17 protein-coding genes and 1 pseudogene are annotated in these 22513 nt (G+C 71.3%); 13 read left to right on the plus strand and 5 right to left on the minus strand.

Annotation, left to right across the window (positions count from 1 at the left end):
- Positions 1–86: 86 nt before the first annotated feature.
- Positions 87–272, minus strand: a complete 186-nt coding sequence (gene rpmB / locus M2163_RS33870; RefSeq protein WP_020138726.1) for a 50S ribosomal protein L28 — start codon at positions 270–272, stop codon at positions 87–89.
- Between the two features lie 255 nt (positions 273–527).
- Here rpmB and M2163_RS33875 point away from each other — a divergent pair, with 255 nt between their 5' ends.
- On the plus strand, positions 528–2234 hold the full coding sequence (locus M2163_RS33875; RefSeq protein ID WP_280895852.1) for a DAK2 domain-containing protein: 1707 nt from the start codon (positions 528–530) through the stop codon (positions 2232–2234).
- 24 nt (positions 2235–2258) lie between these two features.
- Here the strand turns inward: M2163_RS33875 and M2163_RS33880 are convergent, their stop codons facing one another.
- Together M2163_RS33880 and M2163_RS33885 are read right to left on the minus strand one after the other, a co-directional pair.
- Positions 2259–5183, minus strand: coding sequence for a tetratricopeptide repeat protein (locus tag M2163_RS33880; RefSeq protein ID WP_280895853.1), 2925 nt, complete (start codon positions 5181–5183; stop codon positions 2259–2261).
- Positions 5183–7018, minus strand: a complete 1836-nt coding sequence (locus tag M2163_RS33885) for an HSP90 family protein (protein ID WP_280895854.1) — start codon at positions 7016–7018, stop codon at positions 5183–5185. The genes M2163_RS33880 and M2163_RS33885 overlap by 1 nt, the downstream gene beginning before the upstream one ends.
- Positions 7019–7187: 169 nt before the next feature.
- On the opposite strand from M2163_RS33885, the gene recG reads away from it, so the two are divergent.
- The 8 genes from recG to mutM all read left to right on the plus strand — a co-directional run bounded on the left by recG (position 7188) and on the right by mutM (position 14493).
- Positions 7188–9404, plus strand: a complete 2217-nt coding sequence (recG, locus tag M2163_RS33890; protein ID WP_280895855.1) for an ATP-dependent DNA helicase RecG — start codon at positions 7188–7190, stop codon at positions 9402–9404.
- Positions 9405–9481: 77 nt separating this feature from the next.
- The gene (gene rsmD, locus M2163_RS33895; RefSeq protein WP_280895856.1) at positions 9482–10069 is read left to right on the plus strand and encodes a 16S rRNA (guanine(966)-N(2))-methyltransferase RsmD; all 588 of its coding nucleotides are present in this window, start codon (positions 9482–9484) and stop codon (positions 10067–10069) included.
- Between the two features lie 26 nt (positions 10070–10095).
- On the plus strand, positions 10096–10575 hold the full coding sequence (gene coaD / locus M2163_RS33900; protein WP_020138732.1) for a pantetheine-phosphate adenylyltransferase: 480 nt from the start codon (positions 10096–10098) through the stop codon (positions 10573–10575).
- A gap of 57 nt (positions 10576–10632) precedes the next feature.
- The gene (locus M2163_RS33905) at positions 10633–11715 is read left to right on the plus strand and encodes an ATP synthase F0 subunit B (RefSeq protein WP_280849097.1); all 1083 of its coding nucleotides are present in this window, start codon (positions 10633–10635) and stop codon (positions 11713–11715) included.
- Positions 11716–11847: 132 nt separating this feature from the next.
- Positions 11848–12501 carry a DUF177 domain-containing protein gene (locus M2163_RS33910; protein WP_280849096.1) on the plus strand — a complete coding sequence of 218 codons (654 nt, stop codon included), beginning with the start codon at positions 11848–11850 and terminating at the stop codon, positions 12499–12501.
- 2 nt (positions 12502–12503) lie between these two features.
- Positions 12504–12677, plus strand: coding sequence for a 50S ribosomal protein L32 (rpmF, locus tag M2163_RS33915; RefSeq protein ID WP_006139588.1), 174 nt, complete (start codon positions 12504–12506; stop codon positions 12675–12677).
- Positions 12678–12696: 19 nt separating this feature from the next.
- Positions 12697–13524 (plus strand): ribonuclease III, encoded by an 828-nt coding sequence (gene rnc / locus M2163_RS33920; protein ID WP_280854082.1) that lies wholly within the window; start codon positions 12697–12699, stop codon positions 13522–13524.
- Positions 13525–13632: 108 nt separating this feature from the next.
- Complete coding sequence (gene mutM, locus M2163_RS33925; RefSeq protein WP_280895857.1) at positions 13633–14493, plus strand: bifunctional DNA-formamidopyrimidine glycosylase/DNA-(apurinic or apyrimidinic site) lyase; 861 nt, start codon at positions 13633–13635, stop codon at positions 14491–14493.
- On the opposite strand, the gene M2163_RS33930 is transcribed toward mutM, so the two are convergent.
- Both M2163_RS33930 and M2163_RS33935 read right to left on the minus strand, forming a co-directional pair.
- A complete protein-coding gene (locus M2163_RS33930) occupies positions 14466–14867 on the minus strand; it encodes a helix-turn-helix domain-containing protein (protein ID WP_007384945.1) in 402 nt (133 codons plus the stop codon). The genes mutM and M2163_RS33930 overlap by 28 nt on opposite strands.
- 80 nt (positions 14868–14947) lie before the next feature.
- Positions 14948–16030 (minus strand): CAP domain-containing protein, encoded by a 1083-nt coding sequence (locus tag M2163_RS33935; protein ID WP_280895858.1) that lies wholly within the window; start codon positions 16028–16030, stop codon positions 14948–14950.
- Between the two features lie 172 nt (positions 16031–16202).
- Between M2163_RS33935 and M2163_RS33940 the strand changes: the two genes are divergently transcribed.
- From M2163_RS33940 to M2163_RS33955, 4 genes and pseudogenes are all read left to right on the plus strand, one after another.
- Entirely contained in the window at positions 16203–16484 is a 282-nt protein-coding gene (locus M2163_RS33940) for an acylphosphatase (protein WP_037708496.1), read from the plus strand.
- A gap of 382 nt (positions 16485–16866) precedes the next feature.
- A complete protein-coding gene (locus M2163_RS33945) occupies positions 16867–17070 on the plus strand; it encodes a hypothetical protein (RefSeq protein WP_016432419.1) in 204 nt (67 codons plus the stop codon).
- 239 nt (positions 17071–17309) lie between these two features.
- Positions 17310–20893: pseudogene (gene smc / locus M2163_RS33950) on the plus strand (chromosome segregation protein SMC).
- Between the two features lie 168 nt (positions 20894–21061).
- Positions 21062–22480, plus strand: a complete 1419-nt coding sequence (locus M2163_RS33955) for a sugar porter family MFS transporter (protein ID WP_280849092.1) — start codon at positions 21062–21064, stop codon at positions 22478–22480.
- Positions 22481–22513 lie beyond the last annotated feature (33 nt).

A 22513-nucleotide genomic window follows, 5' to 3' on the forward strand; every position in this document is an offset into this window, starting at 1 on the left:
CGTCCGGGGCATGCGAAAAGCCGGCCCACCGTGAGGTGGACCGGCTCTGCAGCGAACCAGCAGTGGCCGCGCGCTTCAGCGGTGCGTCAGCGCGAGACCTTGCCGGCCTTGATGCACGAGGTGCAGACGTTCAGGCGCTTGGGCGTCCCGCCGATCACGGTACGGACGTGCTGGATGTTCGGGTTCCAGCGACGGGACGTACGGCGGTGCGAGAAGGACACGCTGTTGCCGAAGCCCGGCCCCTTGCCACAGACGTCGCAGTTGGCAGCCACGGGTCACTCCAAAGACTTCAGATGCACTTACGGTGGATCCCGGCGGGCCGGGATCGAGATCGCAGGATCAAAGATCTGAGTGGCGCTGCCAGGGGAATGGCCCGATCGGGATCGGGCAACCGGAGCAGCATACAACGACTGCGCCAGTAGAACGAAACTACCATGTCTGATCAGGCACTCGCTCCCGGCCCTCTTCCGGCCGGCACCCGCCCGGGGTCTACGCTGCGTCCAGTCCAGGAGCCCGGGGAGGCGCAGGTGGCGCAGGTGCCGCAGACATTCTTCGATGCTCTCGCGGTGCGCACCTGGTGCGGTCTGACGCTGCGGGCGCTGGGCCGGGCGCGCGAGGAGATCGACGCGATCAACGTCTACCCGGTCGCCGACGGGGACACCGGCACCAACCTCTATCTCACGGCCGAGTCGGCGGCCGCGGCCGTGGAGGCCGTCTTCGAGGCCCACGACGCCCACGGCTCGGGGAAACCGGCACTGGCCGAGGCCGCGCGCGCGATGGCGCACGGCGCCCTCATAGGCGCCCGCGGCAACTCGGGCACGATCCTCGCCCAGCTGCTGCGGGGCATGGCCCAGGTGCTCGCCGCCGACGATGAGACGGCTCACACCGACGGCGAGGGGCTCGGGCTCGCCCTGCGGCACGCGGCCGACTCCGCCCGCCGGGCCGTCGCCCACCCCGTCGAGGGCACCGTCCTCACGGTCGCCTCGGCCGCCGCCGACGCGGCCGGCGGAGCGCAGGGCGACTGCGGCACGATCGCCCGGGCCGCCTACGACGGGGCGCGTGCCGCCCTCGCCGCGACACCCGGCCAGCTCGCCGTCCTTGAGCGGGCGGGCGTGGTGGACGCCGGTGGCCGGGGGCTGGTGGCGGTGCTGGGGGCGCTGGTGGAGACGTTCACCGGGGAGGTGCCCAGGGCGGTGCCGGTGGTGAGCGACCTGGGGCACGCGCGCGTGGCGGGCGACGACACGGACATGACCTCCGCCGAGGTCCCCGCGGACGTCATCGAGGAGTGCGCCGACGCCCCCGGCACCCACGGCCCCGCCTTCGAGGTGATCTACCTCCTGGAGGCCGACGACACCGCCGTGGAGCGGCTGCGGCAGCGACTCGACGCACTCGGGGACTCCCTCGTGGTGGTCGGCGGCGACGGACTGTGGAACGTTCATGTGCACGTCGACGACGCGGGCGCCGCCGTGGAGGTGGGCGTCGAGGCCGGGCGGCCCTACCGGATCCGCATCACGCACTTCGGCCTCGGAGACGTGCACACCACCGGTGCCGAACGGCCGCGCCGCGAGCCCGCCCAGCGGGCCGTCGTCGCCGTGGTGCCCGGTGAGGGCCTGGCCGGGCTGTACACCGAGGCCGGGGCGACCACCGTGCTCGCCCGTCCCGGGGAGCCGCCCGCGAGCGGCGAGCTCGTGGAGGCCGTACGACGGGCCCACGCGCGCGAGGTCGTGCTGCTGCCCAACGACGCCGACCTGCGCCACACCGCGGCAGCCGCGGCCGAGCAGGCCCGCACCGAGGGGATCAGGGTCGCGCTGATCCCGACCCGCTCCGCGGTCCAGGGCATCGCGGCGCTCGCCGTGCACGAACCGGAGCGCCGGTTCGACGAGGACGTCGTCCAGATGACCTCGGCGGCCGGCGCGACCCGCTACGCCGAGGTCGCCGTCGCCGAACGCCAGTCCTGGACCATGGCCGGCATCTGCCAGGCCGGCGACGTCCTCGGGCTCATCGACGGGGACGTGGCCGTCATCGGCTCGGACGTCACCGTCACCGCCGAGGCCGTCCTGGACCGCATGCTCTCGGCCGGCGGCGAGCTGGTCACCCTCGTCCTCGGCGACGAGGCACCCGAGACCGTCGCCGAGCACCTGGAGGCGCGCGTACGGGAGTCGTACCTCGCCGTGGACACGGTCGTGTACCGGGGCGGACGGCAGGGCGCCCTGCTGCTCATCGGCGTCGAATAGACCCCGGGCACGGATCCCCGGCGCTCAGCCGTCCTGCTCCTCCATGAGCCCCAGCAGCCGGCGCGCCTCGTCACGACGGGACTGTGCCGTCCCGTCGTCCGCTTCCGCGTCGCCGTAGGCGTCCAGCACCGCACGCGCGCGTGCCGCCGCCTCGGCCGGCCGGCTCAGGTCGGCCGCCAGCCAGCCCGCCGCCAGCTCGGCACCGGTCCGGGCGTCCAGGGCGCCGTCCCCGAGCGAGGCGAACACGACGACCGCCTCCACCACCTCGGCCAGCGCCTCCTCCAGCACCGCCCGGATCGAGTCGTCCTCCGCGTCCTCGGGCACGGAGCGGGCGAGCAGATCCCCGAACTGCCGGTGCGTGTGCCCCAGCTCACCGACGAGCCGCTGCCGCGTCTCCTCGTCCGCGCTCGCGTCCCCCAGCGCGGTCTCGCACTCGCGGACCGCGTCCGCCATCAACTGCCGTGCCGCGTCCGCCCCGTCCTGTGTGCGCAGCGCCAGCCAGGCACGGGCCCGCAGGGAGCGCACCAGACCGTGCACATGGCCGAGCTCACGCCACAGCGCACCCGCGCGCGCGTACGCCCGGTCGGCCTCGGCGGGCAGCCCGGCGGCCCCGAGGGACTCGGCGGCGAGGTGGGCGAGCGTGGCGTGGTCGTGCTGCTCGGGCCAGTGCCGGGCGATCTCGGCGGCCTGCAGGCGCCGTTCGGCCGCCTCCCGGTGCTCGCCCAGCTCGCTCAGGCAGTCGCCGAGCCACCACTGCGTCTGCACCACCGTCCCCTCGCCGTGCCGCTCCGCGCTCAGGTCGGGCAGCGCCGCCTCCAGCACCTCGGCGGCCTCGGCCCACCGGCCGAGACCGAGCAGGAACCCGCCCAGCTGGTGCCGGGCCAGGGCACCCAGCGTCGGCCCCTGGCCGGCCTCGTCGGCCCAGTGGGCGGCCTCCAGGGCATGCTCGGCGGCCTCCCCGGCGAGCCCCCGGCCGCCGACCACCTCGGCGAGCTGGAGGTGCAGCTGGGCCCGCCCGACCGCCTCCAGGTGGGACCCGCCGTGCTCCAGGGCCGCCCGCAGCGCCCGTTCCGTCCCGTCCAGGTCGCCCAGGTGGTGCAGGAGCCCGGCGAGCCTGGCCTCGTACTCCACCGCGAACCACGGCACGCCCGCCGCCACGAACCCCGCCGCGGCCCGCTCGAACAGCTCGGCCGCCGCCGGGAGGTCCCCGGTCCGCGCGGCCTGCTCCGCCAGCATCGCCTGCGCCTCGGCGACCCGTGCGGCGAGCCGCACGTCGTCCCCGGCCCGCCCCTCCACGAGGGCCAGCACCTCCCGCACGGCCGACTCGGCCTCGGCCAGACACGCCGCGTCATCGCTCTCGTGCAGCCGCCGCATCAGGATCCGCGCCCGGGACATCAGCACCGACGCCGTCTGCCCCACGCCCGTCTCGTCCGCGGAGTAGAGCGCGAGGACCTCGTCGTACGGGCCGGCGACCGCCGCGAGCGCCGCGTCCACCTCGCCCGCGAGGGCGCGTACGTACGCCGCACGCGCGCGTGCCGCCAGCGCCTCGCCCGGGTCGCCCGCCTCCGCGTACAACTCGGCGGCCCGCTCGAACAGTTCAAGACCTTCCGGGCCCCGGTCCATCGCCTCGTGGTCGGCCACCTCCGCCCGGTCGCGCGGGTCCAGCTCGACGCCCTCGGCGGCCCGGGCGACCGCCGCCCACGCCTCCACGGCGTTCGGCCGCAGGGTGTCCGACAGCCGCCGGGCCTCGGCGACCAGCGCGGGCAGATCCGGTTCCCCGGCGGTCGCGGGGGCCGCGGGCACCGGCACGGGAGCGGCCACGGTCCTGACCGCCCGCACCCCCAGCGGCAGCCGCTCCACCAGCGGCCGCTGCGCCATACGCGCGCGTACCTGCTCGCTGACGTGGGCCGTGCCGTTGCGCTCGTCGAAGCGGGCGGCGAGCGCGAGGGCCTCCCCGCGCGCGTGGGCGGCGAGTTCGGCCGCGGTCCAGGACCGGCCCGCGGGCCCCGGCACCGGCCGCTCGCCCAGGCCCAGCTCGGTCAGCCGGTCCGTCAGCAGGGCCACCACGGCCGTGAAGTCCAGCCTGCTGCGCGGGTGGCCGTCGTCCGTGAAGTACGCGGGACGCTCCGCGAGCAGCTCCAGGGCGCGGGCCTCGTTGCCGCTGAGCGCGCAGAACTCGACGTGGTCCGCGTAGGCGCCGCGCATGCTCTCCATGGACCGCACGAGCCGGAAGCCCCGCAGATGGTTGGCGCGCGCCTCGTCGAGGCGGCCCAGCCGCAGCAACGGCTTGAGGGAGGACGCCAGGACCGCGTGCGGCTCATGGGCGCAGGTGAACGCGCCCTCCAGGACCGGCGCCCACAGGTCGAGCGCCTCCGCGTCCCGGCCGCGCTGCGACTGCCACCAGCCCTGCTCGTGCAGCTCGCAGGCGTGGCAGTCGGCCATGGCGTCCCGGTCGGCGGCCAGCCACGCGGCGTACGCGCGCTCGGCCCGTTCCAGGTCCCCGACGTGCGCGGCCACGCTGTACTCGGCGCTGCGCACGGCCCGTTCGGAGTGACCCGCCAGCCGGTAGCGGTGCTCCATCTCGCCCAGCCACTTCTCCATGGCGGCGAGCGGGATGTGCGGCTGGTCGAGCATGCCGGTCGTCATCCACTTGAACACCCAGTGCAGCGAGTGCGTCTCGTACTCGTCGAAGTCCTCGGGGCGCTCGTCCCACATGCGCAGCAGCCGCGCGAAGGGGACGAACATCTTGGCCTTCTCGGAGCTGTAGTTGTAGACCTTCAGCTGGTGTCCGAGCGCCTCGATCACGGCGAGCGGGATGTTCAGCTTCTCGGCTTCGGCGAGCAGCTGCTCCGCGCGCGCGTTGCGGGCGGGCCCCTCCGGCTCCTCGGCGTTCTCCGCCATCGCCCGGCGCAGCGCGTCGAAGGCCGCACTCCCGTCGACTCCGCTCATCAGCGGCCCTCCTCGCCGTTCGTGGCCCACTCCAGCAACCCCATGAAGGCCCGGTTAAGCAGCGCCGAGTCCGCCGGCCTGAGCGGCCGCTGGGCCATCAGCAGCGCCTGCCCGTACAGGGACTCGGTCGCCGTGCCGATCAGCTCCGGATCGCCCAGCGCACCGATCCGCCGTACCAGCGGATTGAGGTGGTTCAGCACGAGACGCGCGCGTGGGGCGCTCCCGCGCAGCGAGCCGAGGATGCCCGCCCACAGGTCGTCCGCCTGGTCCTCGGCCTCCGCCCGCGCCTGCTCGTGCCGGGCGTCCCGGTCGTCCAGGTGCAGCGCGGGCACGGACAGCGGCCGGAAGGAGCGCAGGACCACGTCACAGCCCAGCGGGTCGAGCCTGGCCCGCGCGGCCGCCAGGAAGCCCGACAGCGCCAGTTCCTCGGCGGAATCGACCAGGTCCATGTGCGCGGTGACGGTGTCCGCGTCCAGCTCGGCGACGACCGTCCCCGGCCGCACCGAGGGCAGCGCCTCGACCAGATCGCTGTCGTAGGTGTAACCGCCGTTGACCACCCCGACGCCCTGCGCGGAGGCGATCGGCGCGACCTGGCGGTACTCCTCGACGGTCCGCGTGAAGTGCACCACCGCGTGCCGCTGCGCGAACTCCTCCAGCGACAGCCGCCCGTCGGTCGTCTCGAACGGCAGCCAGGGCAGCATCGTGCGCAGCATCTCCCGGTCGTGCCGCGCGAGTGACTTCACGCCCAGGTGGTGCACGGACAGGAACGCCGCGAGCCGCTCCGGATCCCCGGCGGCGAGCCCGGTCAGCCAGGCCCTGATCCGCTCCCCGAGCGCCTCCCGCACGGCCGCCAGCGTCTCGTCCTCGTACAGCGACTCGCGTGAGGCCGTGGGCCGCAGACTGTCGGTGTCCAGGACACAGCGCACGAAGAACGCCCAGTCCGGCAGCAGCTGTTCGGCCCGCTCGGTCAGCAGCATGCCCTTCAGGTGCACGCGATGCGTGGCCCGCTGGGCGGGGCTGACCGCCGCGGGAAGGACGTACGCCACGCCCCGGATCCCGGCCAGCGGCACGTTCAGTTCGATCGAGTCCAGCGGGGTGAAGCCGAACAGCTCGTGACAGTGCCGGGCCAGGGCCACCCTGCGGGCGGCGGGGGAGGGGTAGGGGCGGTCCCAGGGCGCGGGCAGATCGGTGACCGCATCGTCGCCGACCCGGACGTCGTACGGCAGCAGGGAACCGAAGTCCCGGGCGAGCCGCAGGACCCGCTCGGGAGCGAGCCACTCGCCGGCCCCCGCGCGGGCGACCAGGTGCACGGTCGTCCCCGGTTCCGGACGGGCCTCGGAGGGCAGCGTCCGCACCCGGTACGAACCGTCGTCGCTCGCCGTCCACTCCACGGGCGGGGCGTCCGGCGTACGGGCGCTGCGGCTGACCACGCGGATCCGCTCGGCGACCACGAAGCACGCGAGCAGCCCGATCCCGAACTGCCCGAGGAAGTCCGAGCGGACCTCCTGGAGTCCCTCGGCCCGCTTGGAACTGCGCCCGATGGTGGCCAGCAGGTCGTGCACGTCCGCCTCGGTGAGTCCGACCCCGGAGTCCTCGACCCGCAGGGTGCCGTTCTCGGCGTACAACCGCACGCGGGCCGGGGCGTCCGGCTGCTCGGCCCGCCGGGCCGTGATCGCGTCCACCGCGTTCTGCAGCAGTTCGCGGAGATAGACCTTCGGGCTGGAGTAGAGGTGATGGGAGAGGAGGTCCACCAGACCGCGCAGGTCGACCTGGAACGTGTGAGGTTGCTGAGGTACCTGGGGTGTCTGTGATGACTGTGAGGTCTGGGAATCCATCGTCGCAGCGCCGGTGGGGGGGAACGTTCGCGCGGCGCGGGGTCGGGCGGTCCCGGTGGGGGCGGGAGTCCGCGGGGATGGCCGGAGCGCGCCATCCTAAGTCCCCAACCAGCCGTCTGACCAGGGGTTTCCCGGTATGTATACGGCAATGTCAGTGACGTGGTGTGCAATGGATCTCGTGCCCGCACTGGAAGAACCGTTGAAGAAGGTGCTCGGCCCCGCCACCGCGAAGGTGATGGCCGAGCACCTCGGCCTGCACTCCGTCGGCGACCTCCTGCACCACTACCCGCGCAGATACGAGGAGCGGGGGCAGCTGACCCACCTCGCCGACCTGCCCATGGACGAGCACGTCACCGTGGTCGCCCAGGTCGCCGACGCCCGGCTGCACACCTTCGCCTCGGCCAAGGCGCCGCGCGGCAAGGGGCAGCGGCTGGAGGTCACCATCACGGACGGCAGCGGCCGCCTCCAACTGGTCTTCTTCGGCAACGGCGTGCACAAGCCCCACAAGGAACTCCTGCCGGGCACCCGCGCGCTGTTCGCCGGCAAGGTCTCCCTCTTCAACCGACGCCTCCAACTGGCGCATCCGGCCTACGAGTTGCTGCGCGGTGCCGACGACGAGGCGGCGGAGACGGTGGAGAGCTGGGCGGGCGCCCTGATCCCCATCTACCCCGCCACCGCGAAACTGGAGTCCTGGAAGATCGGCAAGGCGATCCAGACCGTCCTGCCGAGCGCACAGGAGGCGATCGACCCCCTCCCGGAGTCACTGCGCGAGGGCCGCGGTCTGGTTCCCCTGCCCGAGGCCCTCCTCAAGATCCACCGCCCGCACACCAAGGCCGACATCGCCGACGCCCACGCCCGCCTCAAGTGGGACGAGGCCTTCGTCCTCCAGGTCGCCCTGGCCCGCCGCCGCCACGCGGACGCCCAACTCCCGGCCGTCCCGCGGAGACCCGCCCCGGACGGCCTCCTCACCGCCTTCGACGACCGCCTCCCCTTCACCCTCACGGAAGGCCAGCAGAAGGTCTCCAAGGAGATCTTCGACGACCTGGCCACGGACCACCCGATGCACCGGCTGCTCCAGGGGGAAGTGGGCTCGGGAAAGACAATGGTGGCCCTGCGCGCCATGCTCGCCGTCGTCGACGCGGGTGGGCAGGCCGCCATGCTGGCGCCCACCGAGGTGCTCGCGCAGCAGCACCACCGGTCGATCGTCGAGATGATGGGCGAGCTCGCCGAGGGCGGGATGCTGGGCGGCGCGGAGCATGCCACCAAGGTCGTGCTGCTCACCGGGTCGATGGGGACGGCCGCGCGCCGGCAGGCGATGCTGGATCTGGTCACCGGTGAGGCCGGGATCGTGATCGGCACCCACGCGCTGATCGAGGACAAGGTCCAGTTCCACGACCTGGGCCTGGTCGTGGTCGACGAGCAGCACCGCTTCGGCGTCGAGCAGCGCGACGCCCTGCGCGGCAAGGGGAAGCAGCCGCCCCACCTCCTCGTCATGACGGCCACCCCCATTCCGCGCACGGTCGCCATGACGGTCTTCGGCGACCTGGAGACCTCCGTTCTCGACCAGCTCCCGGCCGGCCGCTCCCCGATCGCCAGCCATGTGGTGCCCGCTGCCGACAAGCCCCACTTCCTCGCCCGCGCCTGGGAGCGGGTCCGTGAGGAGGTGGAGAACGGCCACCAGGCCTACGTGGTCTGCCCGCGCATCGGCGACGAGGACGACGACCCGAAGAAAGCCGCCAGGAAGAAGTCCCCCGAGGACGAGGCCGAGAAGCGCCCGCCGCTCGCCGTCCTGGACGTCGCCGACCAGCTCACCAAGGGCCCCCTCAGCGGCCTGCGGGTCGAGGTCCTGCACGGCAGGATGCACCCCGACGACAAGGACGCGGTCATGCGCCGCTTCGCCGCCGGCGAGACCCACGTCCTGGTCGCCACCACGGTCATCGAGGTCGGCGTCAACGTCCCGAACGCCACGGTGATGGTCATCATGGACGCCGACCGCTTCGGCGTCTCCCAGCTCCACCAGCTGCGCGGCCGGGTGGGCCGGGGCTCGGCGCCGGGCCTGTGCCTCCTGGTCTCGGAGATGCCCGAGGCGAGCCCGGCCCGCCAGCGGCTGAACGCGGTGGCCTCGACCCTGGACGGCTTCGAGCTGTCCCGCATCGACCTGGAGCAGCGCCGCGAGGGCGATGTCCTGGGACAGGCCCAGTCCGGCGCCCGGACCTCCCTGCGGGTCCTCGCCGTGATCGAGGACGAGGAGATCATCGCGGAGGCCAGGGAGGAGGCCACGGCGGTGGTGGAGGCGGACCCGGAGCTGACAGCCCTTCCCGGTCTGCGCACGGCCCTGGAGGCGCTCCTGGACGAGGAGAGGGAGCAGTACCTGGAAAAGGGCTGAGAAACTGGATCCGTCACCACCTCCCGAAACCGTCCCCAGACACCACCTCCGACACCATCCCCGAACGAGGACCGAAGATGACGCGCGTGATCGCGGGCAGAGCCGGCGGACGCCGCCTGGCCGTCCCGCCGGGCAATGGCACCCGTCCCACCTCGGACCGCGCGCGCGAAGGTCTCTTCTCCACCTGGCAGTCCCTCCTCGGCGGCCCCCTGGCGGGCGAGCGGGTCCTGGACCTGTACGCCGGATCGGGCGCGGTCGGCCTCGAAGCCCTCTCCCGGGGCGCGGGCCACACCCTCCTCGTGGAGGCCGACGCCCGCGCCGCCCGCACGATCCGCGAGAACGTCAGGAACCTCGGCCTCCCCGGTGCCGAGGTCCGCGCGGGCAAGGCGGAACAGATCATCGGCGCGGGGGCGCCGGCAGAGCCGTACGACCTCGTCTTCCTGGACCCCCCGTACCGAGTCACAGATCACGATCTTCGCGAGATCCTGCTCACACTCCGCACGGAACACTGGCTCGCGCCCGAGGCCCTCGTCACCGTGGAGCGCAGCACCAGAGGCGGAGAATTCCAGTGGCCGCCCGGTTTCGACGCGGTCAAGGCCCGTCGCTACGGCGAGGGAACGTTTTGGTACGGTCGCGCCGCCTCTACGTGCGAAGACGCACGATGACCGGACCGGAGAGCGAGGGATCTCAAGTGCGCCGCGCCGTCTGTCCCGGGTCGTTCGACCCGATCACCAACGGACACCTAGACATCATCTCCCGCGCCTCCAGGCTGTACGACGAGGTCTATGTCGCGGTGATGATCAACAAGTCCAAGAAGGGCCTGTTCGAGATCGACGAGCGGATCGACCTGATCCGCGAGGTCACCGCCGAGTACGGCAACGTGATCGTCGAGGCCTTCCACGGCCTGCTCGTCGACTACTGCAAGGAGCGCGACATCCCGGCCATCGTCAAGGGCCTGCGCGCGGTCAGCGACTTCGACTACGAGCTGCAGATGGCCCAGATGAACAACGGTCTGAGCGGTGTCGAGACCCTCTTCGTGCCGACCAACCCCACCTACAGTTTCCTGTCCTCCTCGCTCGTCAAGGAGGTCGCCACCTGGGGCGGAGACGTCTCCCACCTGGTGCCCCCGCGGGTCCTCGAAGCCCTGAACGAGCGCCTCCGCAAGGGCTGATGGGGCTACAGTCGTCCCGTCCGTCTCCAACACAGCTGTAGAGAGTGGCGAGCACAGGTGGACGTGCAGAAGAAGCTCGACGAGATCGTGGCCACGGTCTCCGGCGCCCGGTCGATGCCCATGTCGGCCTCGGTGATGGTCAACCGCGCCGAGCTGCTCGCGATGCTCGACGAGCTGCGCCAGGCGCTGCCCGGCTCCCTCGCGCAGGCCCAGGAGCTGATCGGCGACCGTGAGCAGATGGTGGAGCAGGCCCGCCAGGAGGCCGAGCGCATCATCTCCACGGCGCACGCCGAGCGCGGCTCCCTGATCTCCGACACCGAGATCGCCCGCCGCTCCCAGGCCGAGGCCGACCGGATCCTGAACGAGGCCCGCCAGGAGGCCGAGGAGGTCCGCGCGGAGGCCGACGACTACGTCGACTCCAAGCTCGCCAACTTCGAGGTCGTCCTCACCAAGACCCTCGGCTCGGTGGGCCGCGGCCGCGAGAAGCTCCTCGGCACCGGCCCGGGCCTCGACGAGAACGGCTACGAGGACGAGGACGCCCCCGAGCGCAGCCACGACCCCGAGACCCTGCGCAAGGACGCCGACTCCTACGTCGACGCCAAGCTCGGCGCCTTCGAGGCGGTCCTCGCCAAGACCCTGGAGGCCGTCGGCCGCGGCCGCCAGAAGCTGCACGGCCGGATCGCCACCGACGACCTCGGCGCCCTCGCCGACAACACCTCCACCGTCCAGCACTCCAGCGACGCCGACTACCTGGCCGACCTCGCCGCCCTCGCCGAGCAGGACAGCCAGGCCGCGGCCCAGGCACCGGCCGAGCAGCCGGACTACAGCCGGCAGCCGGCGTACGGCTACCAGCAGCAGACAGACGCCTACGCGGCCTACCAGCAGCAGCCGGATCCCTACAACCAGCAGGATCCGTACAGCTACCAGCAGGCCGATCCCTATGCCTACCAGGGCTACGACCAGCAGCAGGCGGCCTACGACCAGCAGCACCAGGCCCAGCAGGCCCAGCACGCCCAGGCCCAGCACGCGCATGCCCAGCACGCCCAGCAGAGCTACGCCCTCGACGAGACCAGCCTCTTCGACACCGGCATGATCACGCCGGAGCAGTTGAGGGCGTACGAGCAGGGTCGCGGCCAGTAAGGAACCACCGGATTGGGCCGTGAGCGAAAGGTCCAGTATCCTGGCTCTTCGGTCGCGTGTACGTCCGCGATCAACGCTGCCCGGGAACACCGAAGGGCGGCGTCCCTCTGAGCTCGAAGATCGAAAGCAGGAATGGCCCTGAACGCCCGCCACGACCACCGCAACCCTCTCGTGTTCGACACACACGAGCTGGGTCGGCGTCCTGGCGCGCTGCAGCGCCTGACCCGTGAGATCGACGCTCCCAAGGATCTCGGCATCCAGGGAGTGATCGGAGTGCCGGAAGGCGCCCCGGTCGAGCTCGAACTCCGTCTGGAGTCCGTCATGGAAGGGGTGCTTGTCACAGGCACCGCCCGTGCACGGGCCGAGGGGGAGTGCGTAAGGTGTCTGGAGCCGCTTGAGCTGGCGCTCGAAGCGGACTTCCAGGAGATGTTCTCGTACCCTGACGCCGACGACCGTGGCCGTGTGAAAGCGGAACCGGCCGACGACGTCGAGGAAGACGAGGACAGGCTCTTCATCGAGGACGGCTTGTTCGACCTCGAACCCGTGCTGCGCGATGCGGTGGTGCTCGCACTGCCGATGCAGCCGGTGTGCCAGGACGACTGCCCCGGCCTGTGCTCCGAGTGCGGAGCCCGGCTGGCGGACGACCCGGACCACCACCACGACGCCGTCGACATCCGTTGGGCGGCACTGCAGGGACTCGCCGGTTCACTCGAAGACGGCGAGAAGGACGAGATGAGTGGCGACGCGCCTCGATCGGCGCCCGCCAACGAGAAGCAGGAGAAGTAGCCGTGGCTGTTCCGAAGCGGAAGATGTCGCGCAGCAACACGCGCCACCGCCGGTCGCAGTGGAAGGCTGCGGTCCCCACCCTGGTTGCGTGCGAGCGCTGCCACGAGCCCAAGCTGCAGCACATCGCGTGCCCCGCTTGCGGCACCTACAACAAGCGCCAGGTCCTCGAGGTCTGAGCGGCTGGTGAGAGGCACTGTGTCCACGCCGAAGAAGAACTCGGGCGACAACCAGGCCTCGTCCCACACGCTGCTTGAAGGGCGGCTCGGGTACAAGCTCGAGTCCGCCCTTCTGGTGCGTGCGCTGACCCACCGTTCCTACGCGTACGAGAACGGCGGTCTGCCGACCAACGAACGCCTGGAGTTCCTCGGGGACTCGGTGCTCGGCCTCGTGGTCACGGACACGCTGTACACCACCCACCCCGACCTGCCCGAAGGCCAGCTGGCCAAGTTGCGGGCCGCGGTGGTCAACTCGCGTGCGCTGGCGGAGGTCGGCCGTGGGCTCGACCTGGGTTCCTTCATCCGGCTCGGCCGTGGTGAAGAGGGCACAGGCGGCCGGGACAAGGCATCCATCCTCGCCGACACCCTGGAAGCGGTGATCGGCGCGGTCTATCTCGACCAGGGTCTCGATGCGGCGAGCGAGCTCGTCCACCGGCTTTTCGATCCGCTGATCGAGAAGTCCTCCAACCTCGGTGCCGGCCTGGACTGGAAGACCAGTCTCCAGGAGCTCACCGCGACCGAGGGGCTCGGCGTGCCCGAGTACCTGGTCACGGAGACCGGCCCCGATCACGAGAAGACCTTCACTGCTGCCGCCCGCGTCGGAGGCGTCTCGTACGGCACCGGCACCGGCCGCAGCAAGAAGGAGGCGGAGCAGCAGGCCGCGGAGTCCGCCTGGAGGTCCATCAGGGCCGCCGCGGACGAGCGCGCCAAGGCGGCGGCAGAGAAGGCGGTCGAAGCCGTCGAAGCCGTCCAGGCCGTCGAAGCCTCCGAGGACGACGACGAAGGCCCGTCGTCCGTCTCCGCCTGACGCCTGGAAGCACCCAGCGCGTCTGGAAGAACAGCGCAGCCGAGCGCCTGCCCCGCACACCGGGGGCGGGCGCTCGGCTCGTGCACCGGTTTGTGACGGGGGAACCCCATGCCCGAGTTGCCCGAGGTCGAGGTCGTACGGCGCGGTCTCGAGAGGTGGGTCGCCCACCGCACGGTCGCCGAGGTCGAGGTGCTGCACCCGCGGGCGGTCCGCCGCCACCTCGCCGGTGCCGACGACTTCGCGCACCGCCTCAAGGGTCACCGTGTCGGCACCCCGAGCCGCCGCGGGAAGTACCTCTGGCTGCCCCTGGAGGACACGGACCAGTCGGTCCTGGCGCACCTCGGGATGAGCGGCCAGCTGCTGGTCCAGCCGCACGCCGCGCCCGACGAGAAGCACCTCAGGATCCGGGTCGCCTTCGCGGACGAGGTCGACACCGAACTCCGCTTCGTCGACCAACGCACCTTCGGCGGACTGTCGTTGCACGACAACACCGCCGACGGCCTGCCCGACGTGATCGCGCACATCGCGCGCGACCCCCTCGACCCGCTCTTCGACGACGACGCCTTCCACCAGGCCCTGCGCCGCAAGCGCAGCACCATCAAACGGGCCCTGCTGGACCAGTCGTTGATCAGCGGGGTCGGCAACATCTACGCGGACGAGGCACTTTGGCGCTCCCGCATCCACTACGAGCGCCCCACCGCCGGTTTCACCCGCCCGCGCACGGCCGAACTCCTGGGCCACGTCCGGGACGTGATGAACGCTGCCCTCGCGGTCGGCGGCACCAGCTTCGACAGCCTGTACGTCAACGTCAACGGCGAGTCCGGGTACTTCGACCGGTCCCTCGACGCGTACGGCCGTGAGGGGCTGCCGTGCAAGCGGTGCGGTACGCCGATGCGCCGGCGGCCCTGGATGAACCGGTCCAGCTACTTCTGCCCGAGGTGTCAGCGGGCGCCGCGCGTCACGTCGTAGCGCTCGCGGGCGGCCAGGACGTCGTCCATGCGGCCCTCGACGAAGCGGATGAGGCCCAGGAGGCGCTCGGCGACCTCGTGGCCCAGGGGGGTCAGTTCGTAGTCGACCCGGGGCGGGTTGGTGGGCTGGGCCTCGCGGTGCACCAGGCCGTCGCGCTCCAGGCCCTGGAGCGTCTGGGAGAGCATCTTCTCGCTCACGCCGTCGACCCGGCGGCGCAGCTCGTTGAAGCGCAGCGAGCCCTCGTACAGGGCGCCGAGGGTGAGTGCGCCCCAGCGGCCCGTCACATGCTCCAGGGTGCCGCGCGAGGGGCAGGCCTTGGCGAACACGTCGTACGGGAGGTCCCGCGCCTCCGGGGGCTGCTGCGTGGTGTCCATATCACGAGCGTACTGGAAGAGAGCACTAACCGACAGATTGCACTAACCAGAAGTTAGTGCAATCTGTTCTGTGGCGTCTCCTAGTAGCCGAAGTCCTGGGTCCACCAGGGGCCGCCCGCACCGAACTGCACACCGACGCCGAGCGTCTTGAAGTCGCAGTTCAGGATGTTGGCCTTGTGGCCGGGGCTGTTCATCCAGGCCTCCATGACCGCCGCCGGGTCGGCCTGGCCGCGGGCGATGTTCTCGCCGCCGAGGCTGGTGATCCCGGCCTGCGCCGCACGGTCCCACGGTGTGGCGCCGCTCGGGTCGGTGTGGTCGAAGAAGCCCTGCTTGGCCATGGCCTTGCTGAAGTCCGCGGCCAGGTCGGCCAGCGCGCTGTTGGCGGCGACCGGGCTGCAGCCGACCTTCGCCCGCTCGACGTTGACGAGCTCCAGCACCTGGGCGGCGGCCGCGGCCTCCGTGGAGACCTCCACCGGCGGTGCGGGGGTCTCCTTCTTCGCCGGCTCCCGCTCCTTCTGCGAAGGAGTGGTCTCGGGCTTCTTGCTCGGGGTGGCCGCCGGCTTCTCGGTCGGCTTCTCGGCCGGCGGGGTGGTCGCCGAGGTCGAGGGGGCAGGCGTGGGCGAGGAGGCGCGCTCGGCGCCGCGGCTGGTCGACGAGCCGTCCTCGCGGCTGTCGGCGCTGCCGGTGGCGCCGCCCTGCTCGGCGGGGGAGTTGGTCGGCGAGCCCGCCGCCTGGACGTCACCGCCGGTCGTGCTGCCGCCGCCGAGCTTGTAGTTGTCCAGGCCGGGCACCACGCCCGTGGCGACCGCGACCGCGACCGTGCCGATGGCGACGGCGGCCGAGACCCCGAGCAGACCGGTCTTGACCGGCGTCACGAGGTTCTTCTTGCGCCGGCGGTGCGAGCCGCTGCGGCGCGGACCGCCGGCGGGCGTGTAGCCCTCGCCGCGGTACAGCGCGTACTCCTCCTCCGACGCGAACAGGTAGGCGTCACTGCGCGCGTAGGGGTCGGGGTCCTCGTGGACCGAGTAGGTCGTGGTGGCCGCCGAGGCGAAGTCGTACGAGTCCTGCGGGTCGTAGCTCCCGAAGGAGCCGTGCGTCTGTGTGAACCCCGTGGCGCGGCCCGTGGCGGCGCGGCCGGCGGCGGAGCGTCGGTGGCGTCCCATGTCCTTGCCTTCCTCGTCTGTTCTTGAGGTCGACGCGTCCCCCCGGTCAACCAAAGTCACAAAACCCACACGATCGAGTGAGTTTCGTATGAGATTCATTGGCAGCGGACAGTACCGCATGGCGCCCGATGAAGGAGTGTCCGGAGAGACATTGGCCGGTTAGGTTGCACCCATGAGCGAGGATGTACGACTGGTCGCCTGGGTGCGCGGACGCGTCCAAGGTGTGGGTTTCCGCTGGTTCACGCGGGCCAAGGCCCTGGAGATCGGCGGCCTGAGTGGTTTTGCTCTCAATCTGGACGACGGACGCGTCCAAGTGGTTGCGGAGGGGCCGCGAAAGGGCTGTCACGAACTCCTCGACTGGCTCCTGGGCGACGACACGCCCGGACGCGTCGACGGCGTCACCGAGATCTGGGACACACCTCGCGGGGGTTACGACGGCTTCGCCATCCGATGAGCCGTTTCTGTAAAACGGCCGAGGCGGGAGCGGGCGGACTTGCCACTGGCAACTGCCGGAAGCAGAAAGGCCCAGGTGGTTGCCAAGAAGCCCGTGCCGTGGCAGGCTCCCGGGCTAAGAATGATCGTCACGCCCCCGGGGTCCCGAGGGAGCCGCAGCGCCGCCGTTCTCAGGCCGCGCCGGTGCGGGTTGCCACCAATACGGGGCGTGATCGTGTTGACCGTCAAACTTTTTGGTGAGACGCTGAAAGCACCCCGCGCACCTTAGCTGTTTGGCATGGATGAACGGCAGCACGAACTCAAGAGTGTCAAGCACCGCGGGTGCGAATCCCTCACGACCCACACCGCATCGGTCGGTCACTCAGTGTGGAGGACCATCCATCATGGCAAAGGCGCTTCTCGGTTACGTCGGCGGCTCGGACCCTCGACTCCTCGCCGAGATGCGACGGCTCCAGCAGCGCGTCCAGGACCTGGAATCCGAGCTCGTACGGATCCAGGCGGAGAACGACGCGCTCGCGGCTGCCGCTTCTCACGACAGGATCATGGAGAGCATCGACGCACACCAGGCGGAGCCTGCGCTCACCTGATCACTGCATCGCTCCACGACAGCTCACGCAGTGGTCGGGCGGCCCGTATCAACCGCTGACCCGTATCAACCGCTCAGTTGTCAGAGTTTGCAAGGGACGCTTCGGCGTCCCTTCTTTCTTGCCCCCGTGCACCCTTTCACTCTCTTAACGTTTGGTGTGCCCTCCACGTTCAAGGGTGAAACCGCGGGAAACAGCACGTTCATGGAGTGAGACACCCCCGGAAGGTAGAGTCCAGCGGCGTGCACCTCAAGGCCCTGACCCTCCGAGGGTTCAAGTCGTTCGCCTCGGCGACCACGCTCCGGTTCGAGCCGGGGATCACGTGCGTGGTCGGTCCGAACGGTTCGGGCAAGTCCAATGTCGTGGACGCGCTCAGCTGGGTCATGGGCGAGCAGGGCGCCAAGTCGCTGCGCGGCGGCAAGATGGAGGACGTCATCTTCGCCGGCACCACCGGCCGCCCGCCGCTGGGCCGCGCCGAGGTGTCCCTGACCATCGACAACTCCGACGGTGCGCTGCCCATCGAGTACGCCGAGGTCACCATCACGCGGATCATGTTCCGCAACGGCGGCAGCGAGTACCAGATCAACGGCGACACCTGCCGTCTCCTGGACATCCAGGAACTCCTGTCCGACTCCGGCATCGGCCGTGAGATGCACGTGATCGTCGGTCAGGGCCAGCTCGACTCCGTGCTGCACGCGGATCCCACCGGCCGCCGCGCCTTCATCGAGGAGGCCGCCGGCGTCCTCAAGCACCGCAAGCGCAAGGAGAAGGCGCTGCGCAAGCTGGACGCGATGCAGGCCAACCTCGCGCGCGTGCAGGACCTCACCGACGAACTGAGGCGCCAGCTCAAACCGCTCGGCAGGCAGGCCGCGGTCGCCCGGCGGGCCGCCGTCATCCAGGCCGACCTGCGGGACGCCCGCCTCCGGCTGCTCGCCGACGATCTCGTACGACTGCGGCAGGCGCTGCAGGCCGAGGTCGCGGACGAGGCCGCGCTGAAGGAGCGCAAGGAGGCCGCGGAGCAGGAGCTGAAGAAGGCCCTCCAGCGTGAGGCCCTTCTGGAGGACGAGGTACGGCAGCTCACGCCCCGGCTCCAGCGCGCCCAGCAGACCTGGTACGAGCTCTCCCAGCTCGCCGAGCGGGTCCGCGGCACGGTCTGACGCTGGCCGACGCGCGCGTGAAGAGCGCCACCTCGGCGCCGCCGGAGGAGCGCCGGGGCCGTGACCCCGAGGACATGGAGCGCGAGGCCGCCCGTGTCCGCGAGCAGGAGGCCGAGCTGGAAGCGGCCCTGGAGGCGGCCGAGCGTGCTCTGGAGGACACGGTCGCGCACCGCGCCGAACTGGAGCGCGAGCTCGCCCAGGAGGAACGGCGTCTGAAGGACGTGGCCCGGGCCATCGCCGACCGGCGTGAGGGCCTCGCCCGGCTCAGCGGCCAGGTCAACGCCGCCCGGTCCCGCGCCGCCTCCGCCCAGGCCGAGATCGACCGTCTCGCGGCCGCGAGGGACGAGGCTCAGGAGCGGGCGTTCGCCGCGCAGGAGGAGTACGAGGCACTGAAGGCCGAGGTCGACGGCCTCGACGCGGGCGACGCGGAACTGGCGGAGCAGCACGAGGCGGCGAAGCGGCGACTGCGGGAGGCGGAGGCCGCCCTGACGGAGGCCCGGGAGGCCACCACGGCGGCGGAACGCCGGCGCGCGGCGACGCAGGCCCGCCATGAGGCGCTGGCGATGGGGTTGAGGAGGAAGGACGGCACCGGCGCGCTGCTGGACGCGAAGGGCCGCCTCAGCGGCTTGATCGGCCCGGCGGCGGAACTCCTGACGGTGACACCGGGCCACGAGGTGGCTCTGGCGGCGGCCTTCGGGGCGGCGGCGGACGCCCTGACGGTGACGTCCCCGTCGGCAGCGGCAGAAGCGATCCGCCTGCTGCGGAAGCAGGACGGAGGCAGAGCCTCACTGCTCGTCGCCGGGGCACCGGACCGACTCAGGGGCGCGGGGAACTGCGCGACCAGCCACGACGGACCCGCGGACGCCACTCATCAGCACGCGGCAGATCTGGTCCGCGGCCCCCACGACCTCATGCCGGCCATCCACCGCCTCCTCCACGGCATCGTCGTCGTCGGCACCCTCGAGGACGCCGAGGACCTCGTCTACGCCAACCCCCACCTCACCGCCGTCACCGCCGAAGGCGACCTCCTCGGCGCCCACTTCGCGCAAGGCGGCTCCGCGGGCGCCCCCAGCCTCCTCGAAGTGCAGGCCTCCGTGGACGAGGCAGCGGCCGAACTGGAAGAGCTGGCGATCCGCTGCGAGGAACTCACCGAGGCCCAGCACACCGCCGTCGAACACCGCAAGGCAGCAGCCGCCCGGGTGGAGGAGCTGGGAGAGCGCCGCCGGGCAGCCGACCGCGAGAAGTCGGCCGTGGCCCAGCAGCTCGGCCGGCTCGCCGGCCAGGCGAAGGGCGCGGCAGGCGAGGCCGAGCGCTCCACCGCGGCGGCCGCCCGGGCGCAGGACGCGCTGGAGAAGGCCCTCGAAGAGGTCGAGGAGCTCGCCGAACGCCTCGCCGTCGCCGAGGAGATGCCGGTCGAGGAGGAGCCCGACACCTCCGTACGGGACCGCCTGGCCGCGGACGGTGCCAACGCCCGCCAGACCGAGATGGAGGCCCGTCTCCAGGTCCGTACCCACGAAGAGCGGGTCAAGGGGCTTACGGGCCGTGCCGACTCCCTCGACCGCGCCGCCCGTGCGGAACGGGAGGCACGCGCGCGTGCCGAACAGCGGCGGGCCCGGCTGCGGCACGAGGCCGCCGTCGCCGAGGCCGTGGCCTCCGGCGCGCGGCAGCTGCTTGCGCACGTCGAGGTGTCCCTCGCGCGCGCGGACGCGGAGCGCACCGCCGCCGAGGCGGCCAAGGCGCTGCGGGAACAGGAGCTGGCCGCCGCCCGGAACACGGGCCGCGAGCTCAAGGCGGAGCTCGACAAGCTGACCGACTCCGTCCACCGCGGCGAGGTGCTCGGCGCCGAGAAGCGGATGCGGATCGAGCAGCTGGAGACCAAGGCGCTGGAGGAGCTGGGCGTCGAACCGGCGGGCCTCGTCGAGGAGTACGGCCCCCACCAGCTCGTCCCGCCCTCCCTGCCGGCCGAGGGGGAGGAGCTGCCCGAGGACCCGGACCATCCGCGCAACCGGCCGAAGCAGTTCCACCGGGCGGAGCAGGAGAAGCGGCTCAAGGCGGCCGAGCGGGCGTACCAGCAGCTCGGCAAGGTCAATCCGCTCGCGCTGGAGGAGTTCGCGGCGCTGGAGGAGCGGCACAAGTTCCTCAGCGAGCAGCTGGAGGACCTCAGGAAGACCCGCGCCGACCTGCTCCAGGTGGTGAAGGAGGTCGACGAGCGCGTCGAGCAGGTCTTCACCGAGGCCTACCGGGACACCGCCCGTGAGTTCGAGGGCGTCTTCAGCCGGCTCTTCCCGGGCGGCGAGGGGCGGCTGATCCTGACCGACCCCGACAACATGCTCACCACCGGTGTGGACGTCGAGGCGCGGCCGCCGGGCAAGAAGGTCAAGCGGCTCAGCCTGCTCTCCGGTGGCGAGCGGTCCCTCACGGCCGTAGCGTTGCTGGTGTCGATCTTCAAGGCGCGGCCCAGCCCGTTCTACGTCATGGACGAGGTCGAGGCCGCCCTCGACGACACCAACCTCCAACGGCTGATCCGCATCATGCAGGAGCTGCAGGAAGCCTCGCAGCTCATCGTGATCACGCACCAGAAGCGCACCATGGAGGTCGCCGACGCGCTGTACGGCGTCTCCATGCAGGGCGACGGCGTCTCGAAGGTGATCAGCCAGCGGCTGCGCTAGCTCCTCCGACTACCCCGTTGCAATCTCTTCATTCCTTGAACTCAACGTCCCCATCAGTGCCTGTTTTCTCACACAGCCCCGGCTATTGATTTCGGAACTTGAAGGCATAGGGTCTGGAACGTTGTTCTTGCCTTCAGGCAGCGTTGCCGATGGCCTTAGGAGTTGAACGTGACCAGCACAGCGCAGGCGCAGAAGTCAGGAGCCGGAGCGGCTCATCCCGATCATCTCGGGCATGTCATCTTCATCGCGGCGGCGGCCGCGATGGGCGGTTTCCTCTTCGGTTACGACAGCTCCGTGATCAACGGCGCGGTCGAGGCCATCCGGGACCGCTACGACATCGGTTCCGCGGCCCTGGCGCAGGTCATCGCCATCGCCCTGATCGGCTGCGCGATCGGCGCGGCGACCGCAGGCCGCATCGCGGACCGCATCGGCCGTATCCGCTGCATGCAGATCTCGGCCGTCCTCTTCACGGTCAGCGCCGTCGGTTCCGCGCTGCCCTTCGCGCTGTACGACCTGGCGTTCTGGCGGATCGTCGGCGGCTTCGCCATCGGCATGGCCTCGGTCATCGGCCCCGCCTACATCGCCGAGGTCGCCCCGCCCGCCTACCGCGGCCGTCTCGGCTCCTTCCAGCAGGCCGCGATCGTCATCGGCATCGCCATCTCGCAGCTGGTCAACTGGGGTCTGCTGAACGCCGCCGGCGGCGACCAGCGCGGCAAGCTGATGGGACTTGAGGCCTGGCAGGTCATGCTCGGCGTCATGGTGATCCCGGCCGTCCTGTACGGACTGCTCTCCTTCGCCATCCCCGAGTCCCCGCGGTTCCTGATCTCCGTCGGCAAGCACGAGCGGGCCCGCGAGATCCTCGCCGAGGTCGAGGGCGACAAGATCGACCTGAACGCCCGGGTCGCCGAGATCGAGCACGCCATGAAGAGCGAGCACAAGTCGACCTTCAAGGACCTGCTCGGCGGCTCCTTCTTCTTCAAGCCGATCGTCTGGGTCGGCATCGGCCTGTCGGTCTTCCAGCAGTTCGTCGGCATCAACGTCGCGTTCTACTACTCCTCGACGCTGTGGCAGTCGGTCGGCGTGGACCCGACGGACTCGTTCTTCTACTCCTTCACCACGTCGATCATCAACATCGTCGGCACCGTGATCGCGATGATCTTCGTGGACCGCGTCGGCCGCCGCCCGCTCGCCCTGATCGGCTCGGTCGGCATGGTGATCGGTCTGGCGCTGGAGGCCTGGGCGTTCTCCTTCGACCTCGTCGACGGCAAGCTGCCGGCCGCACAGGGCTGGACCGCCCTGATCGCCGCCCACGTCTTCGTCCTCTTCTTCGCCCTGTCCTGGGGTGTGGTCGTCTGGGTCTTCCTCGGCGAGATGTTCCCGAACCGGATCCGCGCCGCCGCGCTCGGTGTGGCCGCGTCCGCGCAGTGGATCGCCAACTGGGCCATCACCGCGAGCTTCCCGTCGCTCGCCGACTGGAACCTCTCCGCGACCTACGTGATCTACACGGTGTTCGCCGCCCTCTCCATCCCGTTCGTCCTCAAGTACGTCAAGGAGACGAAGGGCAAGAAGCTGGAGGAGATGGGCTGACGGCCCACCCACGAGCCCGGGGAGAGGGGCCAA

Source organism: Streptomyces sp. SAI-135 (assembly GCF_029893805.1).
Taxonomy (GTDB): Bacteria; Actinomycetota; Actinomycetes; order Streptomycetales; family Streptomycetaceae; genus Streptomyces.